The organism is Bartonella queenslandensis (assembly GCF_018155095.1).
Taxonomy (GTDB): domain Bacteria; phylum Pseudomonadota; class Alphaproteobacteria; order Rhizobiales; family Rhizobiaceae; genus Bartonella; species Bartonella queenslandensis_B.
Genome location: NZ_NAAI01000001.1, coordinates 91,076 through 105,214, shown reverse-complemented (window position 1 = coordinate 105,214; position 14,139 = coordinate 91,076). Strand labels below are relative to the sequence as shown.

Sequence of the window (14,139 nt, the reverse complement as noted above, 5' to 3'; positions counted from 1 at the left end):
ACCAACGCGAAAAAGGCTTGGGTGTGTTCGAGAAATGTATCTCTTAAACATATCTGTACTGGCAACACAATGGTTTTCTATATTACGTAAAGAACAAGCCCCCTTAATCAAAAGGAATATCTTCTGATATTTTCTCAAAGCTCATGTTGAATATTCATCTAAAGACTCACTGAATGATATTCAGTAACATATCAGATAGTAATCATAAAGCCGAATTCATAATTTGAATCAGAGTTCTCAATATATCATATTTCACTGTTTCAAACAGCTTTATTACAAACCGATAAAAAATAAGTGTATTATCTTGAATACGATACTGAAGGAAAAAATTATTTACGCAGCTTTATTACTTCTTTTCCATTCAGCCTCACAGTTTTCAAAAATATACAGAAAAAACATCTTTAAAAACATGAAAATTGCATAATTTTTTATTACCTCTTCCATTCTAGATGAAAGCTAAGAGCATTATAAAGACACTCTCATGTTATTTGTATTTTTCATTTATATATTTACTTAGAGAGCTTTTTCCCTATCTCTCATATGAGAAAATGTATATTAAACAATCCTTTAATCAGTATTCTTTTTATTTTTTTTATATTTAGTTGTTCATTAGTCGTATGTTTTATTCGTTTTAAAATTGTTTCTCAAATTACACACTGTTTTTTATACATCATTGAAATTTTTTTGAGTGAAAAATCGTAGTGTATCAAGAGAAAAAGATAATTTATGATTATAAAATGATACGTTATTATAATAAATGTATCACGATGATGCTTAAATTATTGGTCATGTGAAATAATCTCTCATAACGCGCTCAAAGCATTTTCTTCTAAAAAATCTTTTGAAATTTTTCCTATTATCGATAGCTCGTGAAATAAATGCCCCTGATACCTCTCAACGCTCCCAAGCCCAACGCACAACAACATGCGTAAAAATTATAAATCTATTAATCTATCTACCACCACTTTATGCCTATGGGGTAGGAAAAACCACCATTCAATTTTACCAATTCTCAATGTTTCAATAACACCTTGGCTGTTGGAGAGCATTCTTTCAGCACGGATTTTATGTCTTTCTTAAATATTTTTATCCACGTGGTTCTCTCCGCTTGGAAGGTGCAAGAGACATGATTTTTATCGATTGAGGATAAATAGATTTTAAATGAGAAAGCTTTACGAGACTGGGCTTTCCCATTTCACGTAAAAAATTATAAATCAATATTATATTTAAACAATATTTTCTTCTTATAACATATTAAAGAAGATGATTTTTTAACACCTGAACCAATGGTTTATCAGCATCAGGCATAGGATATTTATCGAGATCATTAATAAAAACCCATGCTAAATTTTGCCCCTCTCGTCCTTGCGCAACGCCCTCATAATAGTCACAAAGATATAACGGCATTAAGAGGTGAAATGTTGCATAGCTATGGCTCACAAACGTTAAAGGGTGTAAATTATTTGCCTGAACATACACACCAAGCTCTTCTTCTAGTTCACGAATCAATGAGATTTCTGGAGTTTCACCTGGCTCAACCTTTCCACCAGGAAATTCCCATAAACCAGCCAACGATTTTCCTTCAGGACGCTCGGTAAGCAAAACACAATTATTTTGATCTAACAATGCGCAGGCAACAACAAGAAGAAGGGGACTTTTTATACACACATCGCTCTCCAATGAGGATATAACTGTTTCTGTATCATATTCCCTTACCTCAAAAAAAAATTCACATATCTCGTTCTCTTAAAAAAAATAATAGGACGTTAAATATAGAGAGTGCATCTGTTAACTTCTGTAATCGCTATTGATCATAACGTACTCTTTTGTTAAATCGCAAGACCAAACTGTCGCTGTACCATACCCCAAACCGATATCAACACGAATTGTGATGTGTTTACCTTGCATATAGGATCCTACTATCTCTTCACAATACGCAGGATCTCGCTCGCCATTCACTGCCACACGATGTTCACCAAACCAAATCGTCAGCAGGTCACGATCAACTTCAACACCGGCCTTCCCAACCGCCATGACGACTCGCCCCCAATTTGCATCTTCACCGGCAATAGCTGTTTTTACAAGCGGTGAATTTGCAATTGATAAAGCAATCGTTTTCGCTGCATTGTTTGTTGTAGCACCACTCACATTAACCTCAATTAAATGACGCGCCCCTTCACCATCACAAACAACTTGGAGTGCAAGTTCATGCAGAAGTGCACTCAATTGTTTCACAAAAACGCCATAACGTGGATCAGATTGACTTGTAAGGCATGGGAAATGTTCTTTTCCTGTCGCAAACAACATAAGCGTATCTGAAGTTGAAGTATCACTATCGACAGTAATCGAATTGAAAGAACCCTCAACGGCCTCTGATAACATGGATTGAAGCATATCCGAAGAAATAGTCGCATCACTAACCACAAATGAGAGCATTGTCGCCATATCGGGTGCAATCATACCAGCACCTTTTGCAATTCCATGAATGGTAACATTCTCTCCCTCACAATCAAAAGTACGGGTAGCAAGTTTTGGAAATGTATCCGTTGTCATTATGGCTTTTGCAGCTTCCAACCAATTTCCCTCTTCTGCTGTCTCTGCCATACTTGGTAAAAGATTTACAATACCCGTTGCATCCATTGGCTCACCAATAACACCCGTAGAAGCTATAAAAATTTCATTTTCTCTAACTTTTAAAGTGTTCGCTGCTGCAAAGACGATTTCATCGGTTGTGTTCTTCCCTTTGCTTCCTGTAAAAGCATTTGCATTTCCAGAATTCACAACAACACCCCTCGCAACCCCATGGGAAAGTGATGCACGACAATGCTCGACAGAGGCAGATGGACATTTTGAGCGTGTAAAAACACCTGCCACACTCACTGGTTTATCGAATACAATAAAAAGGAGATCTGTACGATCTTTATATTTAACCCCAGCTTTAGCTGTTGCTATCCGTACACCAGATAATGGGGAAAGCTCTTGGATGTTTTGAGGCGTCAAAGAAGATATTTTAAAAACCACAATATACTTTCTATAAAAACAAATAAAATGCTTGCCGATGAATAACCTCTCTTAGAAAACTGCTAGGCTTTTTTAAAAAAAACCTAGCAAACGACCTCTTAAAGAGTCTATCTCCTTATTTTTCTTTGCTATTCCGTATCTTCTTCATCGGATGTCTCATCGGGAAGCAGCGTCCCATTTTGATTAAGCGATTCCATGACTTTTGTAACATTAGGATCAGGATATTTCACATCTATCTTGCTACGTAAATCAACTATTAGTTCTTGATAGCGCTTTTTTATCAACTGTGTACGCAGCATCTCTTTAACATCATCAAATGTAGGAGGTTGTTTTACACGACGATCTTCTAATTTAATAATATGCCAACCAAAAGGACTTTCAACAGGTTGTTTCGTGTATTCACCAACTTTCAAACCAAATGCTGCATCTTCAAAAGGCTTGACCATTTGACCATGGCTAAAATAACCAAGATCCCCCCCAACAGCAGCAGAACCATCTGTTGAACTTTTCTTTGCAATCTCTTCAAAATTTTCGCCTTTATTTAAATGCTTAATGATAGCTTCTGCTTCTTTTCTCGTTTTGACCAAAATATGACGGGCTTTAACTTCATCCTCTTTAGGTAAAGCAGCAATTTCCTTTTTGTAAAGATTTTCCAAATCAGTATCCGAAATTTTATCAACAATCGCCTGTTTAAAATAAAGCTGTTGAAGCACATTGTCACGCATAACTGCCATACGTTTATCGTAAGCTTCTGTCTTATCAAGACCTTTGCTTCTTGCTTCTTTTGCAAGTGCCTGCATATCCAAATAAGCTTTTAAGACCATAATGCGGCGTTGTTCATCAGGAAAACGTGCTAAATTAGGATTTATTTCAAGCGCTAAATCATCCAATTGGCCTGCTGTAATATTCTTCCCATCAATAACGGCCATAACATGTGAAGGAGAAACTGCTTTTTCAGAAGCTTTCTCTAAAGTCTTTAAATCATTCGACGATGAATTCAAACCTTCTTGGGCCCTCACTCCTAAACTTGTACTCGCCAATAAAGTTGATGCTAAAAACAGCGTGATAAAGTTAAATTTCATAAATATACTCCTTAAAAATAAAGGCAGGTTCAAGATTCCAATTCTTTTTACCATAACACTTTAAGCTTTAAACATAGAGAAATAAATGAGTAATTTTATTTTAAAAAGTATAAAATTTTCCTTTTATCTCAGTTTCTCCAACCCTATCTAATGAAAATGAAAAACATTATAATAGAAAAAAATGACATATTGTATCTTAAATTATTTTGTATTCTATCAGCTAAACAGCATACCTAAAGTTGACATCGTGCATTTAGCCTCTTATCTCTACTTTACGATTAAAGTGAAAAATTGCGCACCAACAAGTATAATGGTACCATCTGCATTCCATGATATCAGAAAACTTAAAGAAAATATTAGAGTATGGGGTGAGCATATGAACTACCCAACAAGAGTAATAACAATTAAAAGAAAGGGCCGGAGATGGTCAGTTTAGGTGTTTTTGCACGTAAGTTTTTTGGTTCAGCTTATGAGCGACGTCTCAAGGTCCTCCGCCAAAAAGTTGCACAAATTAATGCTTTGGAAGAACAATTCGTAAAATTAAGTGATGAACAGCTTTGCCAAAAAACAGATGCTTTTCGTAAACGTCTTAGCGAAGGTGAAAGTGTCGATTTACTCTTACCGGAAGCATTTGCAACGGTTCGTGAAGCTGCAAAACGTGTTTATGACATGCGTCCTTTTGACGTACAACTTATTGGTGGAATGGTTCTTCATGACTGTGGCATCGCTGAAATGCGCACCGGTGAAGGTAAAACATTAATGGCAACCCTACCAATTTATCTCAACGCATTGGAAGGTAAAGGCGTTCATGTTGTGACAGTAAATGATTATCTCGCCAGTCGTGACGCTGAAACAATGGGAAAAATTTTTAGTTTTCTAGGGCTTACAACGGGTGTGATTCTTCATAATCTTGATAGCGATGCCCGCCGAAAAGCCTATGCATGTGACATCACCTATGCGACAAATAATGAACTGGGTTTTGATTACTTGCGCGATAATATGGCTTTTGATCGTAGTCAAATGGTTCAACGAGGACATCATTATGCAATTGTCGATGAAGTGGATTCTATTCTCATTGATGAAGCACGTACGCCCCTTATTATTTCTGGTCCTCTAGAAGATCGTACTGATTTTTATAACCTTATTGACACATTTATTCCTGCCTTAATTCCAGAAGACTATGAAATAGATGAAAAACAAAAAACAACGACCTTTACCGAAGTTGGTACTGAAAAAATTGAAAAAATGCTCGAACAAGCTGGGTATCTTAAGGGTGAAAGTCTTTATGACATAGAAAATGTCGCTATCGTTCATCATGTTAATAATGCTCTAAAAGCCCATAAACTGTTTGTTCGCGATAAAGATTATATTGTTCGCAATGATGAAATTGTGATCATTGACGAATTTACAGGACGAATGATGCCTGGACGGCGTTATTCTGAGGGGCTTCATCAAGCATTAGAAGCTAAAGAGCATGTTGCTATTCAACCAGAAAATCAGACACTTGCTTCCATCACTTTCCAAAATTATTTCCGTATGTATAGAAAATTATCTGGAATGACTGGAACTGCCGCAACAGAAGCCGAAGAATTCAGAAATATTTATGGTCTTGACGTTGTCGAAGTCCCTACCAATTTACCAGTACAGCGTCTTGACGAAGATGATGAAATTTATCGAACAGCAGAAGAGAAATATCGGGCTATTGTGCGTGATATCCGTCAAGCGCACGAAAAAAAACAGCCTATTCTTGTTGGAACAACCTCAATTGAAAAGTCAGAACAATTGGCAGAGCGTTTGCGAAAAGAGGGTATTACCGATTTTAAAGTCTTAAATGCTCGCTATCACGAGCAAGAAGCATATATCATTGCGCAAGCAGGCGTTCCTGGAGCTCTCACCATCGCAACCAACATGGCGGGACGTGGTACTGATATCCAGCTTGGTGGGAATGTTGAAATGCGCATTCGACAAGAATTACAGGATATCCCCGAAGGTCCAGAGCGAACAGCTAAAATTGAAGAAATCAAAAAAGATGTCAAACAACTTAAAGAAAAAGCTTTAGCGGCTGGGGGGCTTTACGTTATCGCTACTGAACGTCATGAAAGCCGTCGTATTGATAACCAGCTTCGTGGACGTTCTGGTCGCCAAGGTGATCCAGGTCGCTCAAAATTCTTTCTCTCTCTTCAAGATGATCTTATGCGTATCTTCGGCTCCAACCGTATGGATGGTATGCTGCAAAAACTTGGATTGAAAGAAAATGAAGCTATTATCCATCCGTGGATTAATAAAGCCATTGAAAAAGCACAAAAAAAGGTCGAAGCACGGAACTTTGAAATTCGTAAAAATCTGCTAAAATATGATGATGTCATGAATGATCAACGCAAGGTTATTTTTGAACAGCGTATGGAGGTCATGAATGCAGATGATTTATCAGAAATGATCCAAGAAATGCGCAATGACGTCGTGGAAAATCTTGTAGAGACTTATATTCCCGCGGGGACTTATTCTGAAAAATGGGATGTAAAAGCTCTCGAGGAAGAACTTCAACAGCTCTTTAATCTTGAACTTCCTGTGGAAGAATGGGCAAAAGAAGATGGAATTGCCGAGGAACAAATTTTAGAGCGTATCTTGGATGCTGTTACAAAACTTGAAAATGAGCGTACTGAACGCTATACTCCAGAGATTATGGCTTATTTTCATAAAGCTGTCTTGCTTGAGACTATTGACACGCTTTGGCGTGAAAATTTGGTAAGTTTAGACCATTTGCGTTCTGTTGTTGGTTTTCGTGGTTATGCGCAGCGAGATCCACTCAATGAGTATAAGACAGAATCTTTTGAACTCTTTCAAAGTATGCTGAGAAATTTGCGCCGAATTGTCACTTCTAAACTGATGCGCTTTGAAATTGTTCAACAACTTACCGAACCATCCATACCTGAGCAAAATGGTGCTGATTCTTCTGTCTCTAATGATAAAAATCAAGAAAATGCTCCACCCTTATGGGCACGATCACAAGAAAATAGGTTTGTTAATCCACAAGACCGTGACCCCAATGATGTAACCACATGGGGAAAAGTTGGACGCAATGAACGTTGTCCTTGCGGTTCAGAAAAAAAATACAAACACTGTCATGGATCCTTTGTTTGAAAAGCAAACAATGAAGATGAATAAAAAGCGAAACTATGAGCAAGAATTGCGCGCAGCTGGTTTAAGAGTAACGCGCCAACGGCGTGTTATTCTTGATATTTTGGCTGATACAAATGATCATCCCAATGCATTTGAAATTTTTCAACGTGCAAACAAAATAGATTCGAGTATTTCACTCTCAACGGTTTATCGAACCATGAAAACATTGGAAGGAAATGGAACAATTCACCGTCATACCTTTAGTGGTGGTCCATCTCGTTTTGAGCAAGCAGATGGGCAACATCATGATCATCTCATTGATATAGAAACAGGACAAGTTATCGAGTTTCATTCGGATGTTATTGAAAAATTGCAAGAGGAAATTGCAAAATCCCTTGGCTATGATATTATTCATCACCGTCTTGAACTTTATGGAAAAAAAAACTCTTAAAGAGATGACTATATACCATAAGATCAAGATATCTCAGACAAATCGAATTTTATAAAAATTTACCTTTAAAATATAAATAGTTTTCATTGGCAAAAAAGTTTTTCTGCTTTATTACCCCTTTTTGTGTGATGCTATACGGTAATTCATTGCCAGTGTTATAAAGTATTGCAACTAAATGTTATGAAAAATTGTATTATGAAAAATTAGGCCAATATTATCATGGTTTCTTTGCCAAAAGATCGCATAAAACAGCTTGAAAAGCGCTTCGAAATAATTGAAAGCCAAATGACGACCAATCCAAATGCTGAAACATATGTCAAATTAGCTTCTGAATACGCGGAGCTACAACCCGTTATTACCTCTATACGCGCATTAAATGCTCTTTACGGAGAGATTACAGAATTAGAAACGATTATCAATGATAAACAAACAGATATAGAGATGCGTAATCTTGCCCAAGAAGAGCTACCACCGCTCTATAAAAAAGTAGAGCAACTTGAAAAAGAACTTCAGATCCTGCTTTTGCCTAAAGATGTTGCTGATGAAAAAAGTGCTATTGTCGAAATTCGAGCAGGAACGGGTGGATCAGAAGCAGCACTTTTTTCCGGTGATCTTTTCCACATGTATGAACGTTATGCCCATGCTCACCATTGGAAAGTAGAGGTGATTTCGCTCAGTGAGGGAGAAGTTGGAGGATATAAAGAGATTATTGCTTCCATTTCAGGAAAAGGTGTCTTTTCTAAATTAAAATATGAATCAGGTGTTCATCGTGTGCAACGTATCCCTGAAACAGAAACTGGGGGACGTATCCATACATCTGCGGCAACCGTTGCAGTGCTTCCAGAGGCTGAAGAAATCGATATCGATATTCGTCCCGAAGATATTCGTATCGATACAATGCGTGCATCTGGAGCAGGAGGACAGCATGTCAATACTACAGATTCAGCTGTTCGTATCACCCATATTCCAACAGGAATTATGGTTGTACAAGCAGAAAAATCACAACATCAAAACCGAGCACGGGCTCTTCAAATTTTAAGGGCACGCTTATTTGATATCGAACGGCAAAAAGTGGAAAGTGAACGTTCAGCTTCCCGTAAAAGCCAAGTTGGTTCTGGTGATCGTTCAGAACGTATTCGTACCTATAATTTTCCACAGGGGCGTGTCACCGATCACCGTATTAACCTGACCCTGTACAAGCTTGATCGCATTTTGGAAGGAGATCTTGATGAGCTTATTCATGCGCTCATCTCAGATCATCAAACAGCACTCCTGATGGAAATGGATAATAATTGAGCAAATATTCTTTCAAAAATATCATCCAACAAACGCGAGAAAAATTGCGCACGAAAGGAATTTTCGAAGCCGATCTCGATGCGAAAATACTCGTCGAATGGATAACAGGGATAAATGCTGCGACAAGAATTTCTAACCCAGATATACATTTATCTTCTGAAAATATTATACAAATAGAACAAGCTGTACAACGGCGTATCGCGGGAGAACCCGTCTACCGTATTATAGGAGCACGAGAATTTTATGGTATATCTTTCGCATTGTCGCGAGAGACATTAGAACCCCGTCCTGATACAGAAACACTCATCGATCTTGTTCTCCCTTTCCTCAAAAAACAGGTCGAAAATTCAAGAAAAACAACACTCCTTGATATGGGAACAGGAAGTGGCGCCATTGCCATTGCCATTCTTAAACAAATTCCCCAATCTTATGCAGTGGCGGTCGATATTTCTGAAGATGCCCTTAAAACGGCTACAAAAAATGCAAAAAATGCTGAAGTAATGCATCGCTTTACACCTCTTCTTAGCGATTGGTTTGATTCTGTCACAAACCGCTTTGATTTTATCGTTTCCAACCCCCCCTATATTCCCGAAAAAGATATCAAAAAACTTGCAAAAGAAGTGCGCTTACATGATCCATTGCGCGCTCTAGTCGGTGGAAAAGATGGGCTTGATTTTTATCGAAAGCTCGCCCATGAAGCTGCCAACTACTTAAAAGAAAACGGCACTATCGCTGTTGAAATCGGTTATTCTCAAGAAAAAGAAGTCTGCGATTTATTTGAAAAGAATGATTTTCAATGTTTAGAAATGCGCAAAGATCTCAATGGGATACCCCGCGCACTTCTGTTTACATGCAAACATTAAAATTCCCAATCATCATCCGTGGTAGCAACTGCTTTACCAATGACATAAGAAGAACCAGATCCTGAAAAAAAGTCATGATTTTCGTCAGAGTTTGGTGATAAAGAAGCCAAAATAGCAGGGTTAACATGACAAACCTCAGGGGGGAAAAGGGCCTCAAAACCCAAATTCATTAAAGCCTTGTTTGCATTATAATGAAGAAAAATTTTCACATCTTCCGTCAATCCAAGGGCATCATAAAGATCTTCAGTATATTTGCACTCGATGTTATAAAGGTCAAAGAGTAAGTTAAAAGCAAAATCTTTAATTTCTTGTCTTTTGGCTTCATCAAGCTTTGCATAGCCTAATTGGAACTTATACCCTATATAATAACCATGGACAGCTTCATCACGGATGATTAGTCGAATGAGATCTGCTGTATTGGTCAACTTAGCGCGACTAGCCCAATACATGGGCAAATAAAAACCAGAATAAAATAAAAAGCTTTCTAGCAAAGTCGAAGCAACTTTCTTCTTGAGTGGATCGTTTGCTTCATAACGCTCAAGGACTAATCGAGCCTTTTTCTGCAAATGAATATTTTCTTCAGACCATCTAAATGCATCATCAACTTCTACCGTCGAGCAAAGGGTTGAAAAAATAGAGGAATAAGAACGTGCATGAACTGCTTCCATGAACGCAATGTTTGTCAAAACCGCCTCCTCATGCTCTGTTATGGCATCAGCCAGCAGAGAAATGGCTCCCACAGTATTTTGAATTGTATCTAGAAGCGTTAATCCCGTAAAAACACGAATTGTTAGTTTTCGTTCTTCCTCCGTCAAACTTGACCATGAAGGAATGTCATTAGAAAGTGGAACTTTTTCAGGTAACCAAAAATTTCCAGTTAAACGGTTCCATACTTCAAGATCTTTCTCATCGTGTAATCTATTCCAATTAACAGCAGACACAATAGGATTTTTGGTTGTAATCTTTGTCATATGATGACCTCCTATAAACTGCACGAAACACAGCCATCGACTTCTGTTCCACTCAATGCTACTTGTCGCAGTCGCACATAATAAATACTCTTTATACCCTTTTTCCAAGCATAAATTTGTGCGCGGTTAATATCTCGTGTGGTAGCGGTATCCGGAAAAAATAATGTTAATGAAAGACCTTGATCAACATGCTGTGTTGCAGCAGCATAAGTATCTATAATTTTTTCAGGACCAATTTCATAAGCATCTTGGTAAAAATTTAAATTCGTATTGTCCATATAAGGAGCGGGATAATAAACACGCCCAATTTTCCCCTCTTTGCGAATTTCAATTTTTGAGGCAATTGGATGAATAGAAGAAGTCGCATGATTAATATAGGAAATAGATCCTGTAGGGGGAACAGCCTGTAGATTGCGATTATACAGCCCGTACTCAACAACTAAATCCTTGAGTTTTTGCCAATCCTTTTGATCTGGAATAACAATATTATTTCGTGCAAAAAGCTCTTGTACAAGCGCAAATTGCGGTTTCCATTCTTTTTCAATATATTTTTTGAAAAAACGCCCATCTGCATAAGCTGATTTTTCAAACCCTGCAAACACTTCTTGGCGTTCGCGCGCAATTAAATTGGAAACCCGTATGGCGTGATATGTTACGATGTAAAAATAGATATTGGTAAAATCAATTGCTTCTGGAGACCCATAATAGATCTGCTCACGCGCTAGAAACCCATGCAAATTCATTTGTCCCAAACCAATCGCATGACTTTCAGCATTGCCTTTCGCAATAGAAGGCACGCAGGCAATATTACTCATATCCGAAACCGCAGTAAGAGCGCGAACAGCAGATTCCACGGTCTGTCCGAAATCAGGACTTTCCATGGCTTTGGCAATATTCATTGAACCAAGATTACAGGATATATCACTTCCAATCGTGCGATAGGTTAAATCTGTCTCTAGTTCACTCTCCTCACTCACCTGCAAAATTTCTGAACATAAATTGCTCATACTTATGCGCCCAGCGATCGGATTCGATCGATTAGCCGTGTCCTCAAATAAAATATAAGGATAACCAGACTCAAATTGAATTTCCGCTAATGTCTGAAAAAAAACGCGTGCACTTATTTTCTTCTTACGAATCTTTGCATTATCAACAAAAGAACGATAATGCTCCGTTAAAGAAATATCGCTAAAGGGTTTACCCATCACACGCTCAATATCATAAGATGAGAAAAGATACATATCCTCATTATTCCGTGCAAGCTCAAATGTAATATCAGGAATAACCACACCAAGAGAAAGCGTTTTGATTCTGACCTTTTCATCAGCATTTTCACGCTTTGTATCCAAAAACTTCATAATATCTAAATGATGCGCATGCAAATAAACAGCTCCAGCTCCCTGTCGTGCCCCAAGCTGATTGGCATAAGAAAAAGAATCTTCCAAAAGTTTCATCACTGGTAAAACACCGGATGATTGATTTTCTATTTGCTTAATTGGCGCTCCAGCCTCCCGCAAATTTGTTAAACAAAGTGCCACACCTCCACCGCGTTTTGAAAGCTGCAAAGCTGAATTAACCGCACGACCTATCGATTCCATATTATCTTCAACACGGAGCAAAAAACATGAAACCAATTCACCTCGTTGTTTTTTCCCCGCATTTAAAAATGTCGGCGTTGCTGGTTGGAAACGCCCTGTAATAATCTCATCCACAAAACTTTCAGCAAGAGCTTTATTCCCTTGTGCCAAATATAAGGCCACAAGACAGATACGATCTTCATAACGCTCAAGATAACGTTTCCCATCAAAAGTCTTGAGCGTATAGCTGGTATAGTATTTAAATGCGCCTAGAAAGGTAGGAAAACGAAATTTAAATGCATAAGCACGCTTAAAAAGCTTTTTGATAAAAGAAAAATCATAAAGCTCAAATAAAGCTTTCTCATAATAACCTTCTTCTATTAAATAATCTATTTTTTCCTTCAGGTTATGAAAAAAAACCGTATTTTGATTAACATGCTGAAGAAAATATTGCCGTGCAGCAAGCCGATCCATATCAAATTGGATATGACCATTTTCATCATAAAGATTAAGCATTGCATTCAGCGCATGATAATCTGAAATCTGATCGGATTTCTGCGACTTTTCTATCCCAATTGTTTCCAAAATCTTTCCAATCCCTTTTTTACACAAATAACGTCTTCATCAGTTCCACGCAGCTCAAAACGATAAAGGCAAGGTACACCACATTTTTCAGCAATGATCTTACTGGCTAAACTATAATAGCGACCAAAATTACGATTGCCACTGCCAATGACACCACGAATGAATTTGCGGTTCTCAGCTTCATTAAGAAAATGAATAACGGCTTTCGGCACTGCCCCTCTTCCTTCTCCATCTGCATATGTAGGAACAACCAATACATAAGGTTCACCAACTAATACAGAGGGCTTTCTTTTATCAATTTTGAAGAGTCGTTGACCAAGCTGCGAGACAAAATGTTCTGTATTACCCGTTGCACTCGAATAATAAACAATGAGTCCCATTAAGCACAAAGGCCACTAATCATATCTGGTCTAAAACCAGACCAATGATTTTCACCACAAACAACGACAGGAACCTGACGATACCCCAGAGACTGAACAAAACTGTATGCTTGTTCATCACAGGAAATATCAACAACACGATAATGAATGCCTTTTGCATCAAAAGCACGACGTGTAGCATCACATTGAACACAAGATGGTTTGCTATAAATAGTGATCGACATTTTCTTCAACTTTCACAATTCAAAACGATCAACCCTACCTAAGAGAGTCAATCTAATAATTTTATAGGTACTCAAGAATAACAAACAACAGAAATTGTACGCAAAACGTGTAATTATTTTCAAATAGTACACAGCTTTTTGAAAATAACAGAATCTCTCATCAAATAACTTCAAAGACGATGATGAGAATAAACGATTATTCTATAACTTAAATGGTAAAGCTCCCCAGTTATAAAACAATCTTTTGCTTGCATTACAATTCCCTCCTGCTGTCTAAAAAACTAACGTTCTAAACCACCGTTTTCAAGAGTTCTATTTTACTCTTTTACGGCAAAAATCAACTACAAAAACGAAAGGAAATTCTTCCAAAAGAGACCTCTCAGCAAGAATACCGCTATACCCTTGCTCAACAAACTTTTACGACAACATTGGAAATAATTTAGATATCAAACAAAACACACTCATCACCCTCTCTTGTGCTTATTTAGAATCACCAATCATTTTGATACTATATATAGTATATACTCTCTCTCTTTCGTCAAGAAAAATTCGACCATTATTTTGAATTG

General features: G+C 37.6%; 11 protein-coding genes. 4 read left to right on the top strand and 7 right to left on the bottom strand.

Features of this window, described 5'->3' with window-relative positions:
- Positions 1–1,254: 1,254 nt before the first annotated feature.
- From mutT to B5V81_RS00360, 3 genes are all read right to left on the bottom strand, one after another.
- Positions 1,255–1,668 carry an 8-oxo-dGTP diphosphatase MutT gene (gene mutT / locus B5V81_RS00370; RefSeq protein WP_212111121.1) on the bottom strand — a complete coding sequence of 138 codons (414 nt, stop codon included), beginning with the start codon at positions 1,666–1,668 and terminating at the stop codon, positions 1,255–1,257.
- 120 nt (positions 1,669–1,788) lie between these two features.
- Positions 1,789–3,021, bottom strand: coding sequence for a bifunctional glutamate N-acetyltransferase/amino-acid acetyltransferase ArgJ (gene argJ / locus B5V81_RS00365; RefSeq protein WP_212111119.1), 1,233 nt, complete (start codon positions 3,019–3,021; stop codon positions 1,789–1,791).
- Positions 3,022–3,149: 128 nt separating this feature from the next.
- Positions 3,150–4,103 carry a peptidylprolyl isomerase gene (locus B5V81_RS00360; protein ID WP_212111117.1) on the bottom strand — a complete coding sequence of 318 codons (954 nt, stop codon included), beginning with the start codon at positions 4,101–4,103 and terminating at the stop codon, positions 3,150–3,152.
- 423 nt (positions 4,104–4,526) lie between these two features.
- Between B5V81_RS00360 and secA the strand changes: the two genes are divergently transcribed.
- The 4 genes from secA (at position 4,527) to prmC (ending at position 9,833) form a co-directional block, all read left to right on the top strand.
- Complete coding sequence (gene secA / locus B5V81_RS00355; RefSeq protein ID WP_212111115.1) at positions 4,527–7,244, top strand: preprotein translocase subunit SecA; 2,718 nt, start codon at positions 4,527–4,529, stop codon at positions 7,242–7,244.
- Entirely contained in the window at positions 7,183–7,674 is a 492-nt protein-coding gene (locus B5V81_RS00350) for a Fur family transcriptional regulator (protein WP_212111113.1), read from the top strand. Before secA ends, B5V81_RS00350 begins: the two co-directional genes overlap by 62 nt.
- A 219-nt stretch (positions 7,675–7,893) precedes the next feature.
- A complete protein-coding gene (gene prfA, locus B5V81_RS00345; protein ID WP_212111111.1) occupies positions 7,894–8,970 on the top strand; it encodes a peptide chain release factor 1 in 1,077 nt (358 codons plus the stop codon).
- Positions 8,967–9,833, top strand: coding sequence for a peptide chain release factor N(5)-glutamine methyltransferase (gene prmC, locus B5V81_RS00340; RefSeq protein WP_212111109.1), 867 nt, complete (start codon positions 8,967–8,969; stop codon positions 9,831–9,833). The genes prfA and prmC overlap by 4 nt, the downstream gene beginning before the upstream one ends.
- Here prmC and nrdF read toward each other — a convergent pair.
- Genes nrdF through nrdH form a run of 4 tightly spaced genes read right to left on the bottom strand, consistent with a single transcriptional unit; the run spans position 9,830 to position 13,570 of the window.
- Positions 9,830–10,804 (bottom strand): class 1b ribonucleoside-diphosphate reductase subunit beta, encoded by a 975-nt coding sequence (gene nrdF / locus B5V81_RS00335; RefSeq protein ID WP_212111103.1) that lies wholly within the window; start codon positions 10,802–10,804, stop codon positions 9,830–9,832. The two genes, prmC and nrdF, sit on opposite strands and share 4 nt — an antisense overlap.
- Before the next feature lie 11 nt (positions 10,805–10,815).
- A complete protein-coding gene (gene nrdE, locus B5V81_RS00330) occupies positions 10,816–12,966 on the bottom strand; it encodes a class 1b ribonucleoside-diphosphate reductase subunit alpha (protein ID WP_212111096.1) in 2,151 nt (716 codons plus the stop codon).
- Complete coding sequence (gene nrdI / locus B5V81_RS00325) at positions 12,948–13,346, bottom strand: class Ib ribonucleoside-diphosphate reductase assembly flavoprotein NrdI (protein WP_212111094.1); 399 nt, start codon at positions 13,344–13,346, stop codon at positions 12,948–12,950. The genes nrdE and nrdI overlap by 19 nt, the downstream gene beginning before the upstream one ends.
- A complete protein-coding gene (nrdH, locus tag B5V81_RS00320) occupies positions 13,346–13,570 on the bottom strand; it encodes a glutaredoxin-like protein NrdH (RefSeq protein WP_005774163.1) in 225 nt (74 codons plus the stop codon). The genes nrdI and nrdH overlap by 1 nt, the downstream gene beginning before the upstream one ends.
- Between the last annotated feature and the right edge of the window lie 569 nt (positions 13,571–14,139).

Bases quoted from the DNA above. Each gene is read 5' to 3' on its own strand.
- B5V81_RS00360 (WP_212111117.1), bottom strand. From the start codon at position 4,103: ATGAAATTTAACTTTATCACGCTGTTTTTAGCATCAACTTTATTGGCG.
- secA (WP_212111115.1), top strand. From the start codon at position 4,527: ATGGTCAGTTTAGGTGTTTTTGCACGTAAGTTTTTTGGTTCAGCTTAT.
- B5V81_RS00350 (WP_212111113.1), top strand. From the start codon at position 7,183: ATGAACGTTGTCCTTGCGGTTCAGAAAAAAAATACAAACACTGTCATG.
- prfA (WP_212111111.1), top strand. From the start codon at position 7,894: ATGGTTTCTTTGCCAAAAGATCGCATAAAACAGCTTGAAAAGCGCTTC.
- nrdF (WP_212111103.1), bottom strand. From the start codon at position 10,804: ATGACAAAGATTACAACCAAAAATCCTATTGTGTCTGCTGTTAATTGG.
- nrdI (WP_212111094.1), bottom strand. From the start codon at position 13,346: ATGGGACTCATTGTTTATTATTCGAGTGCAACGGGTAATACAGAACAT.
- nrdH (WP_005774163.1), bottom strand. From the start codon at position 13,570: ATGTCGATCACTATTTATAGCAAACCATCTTGTGTTCAATGTGATGCT.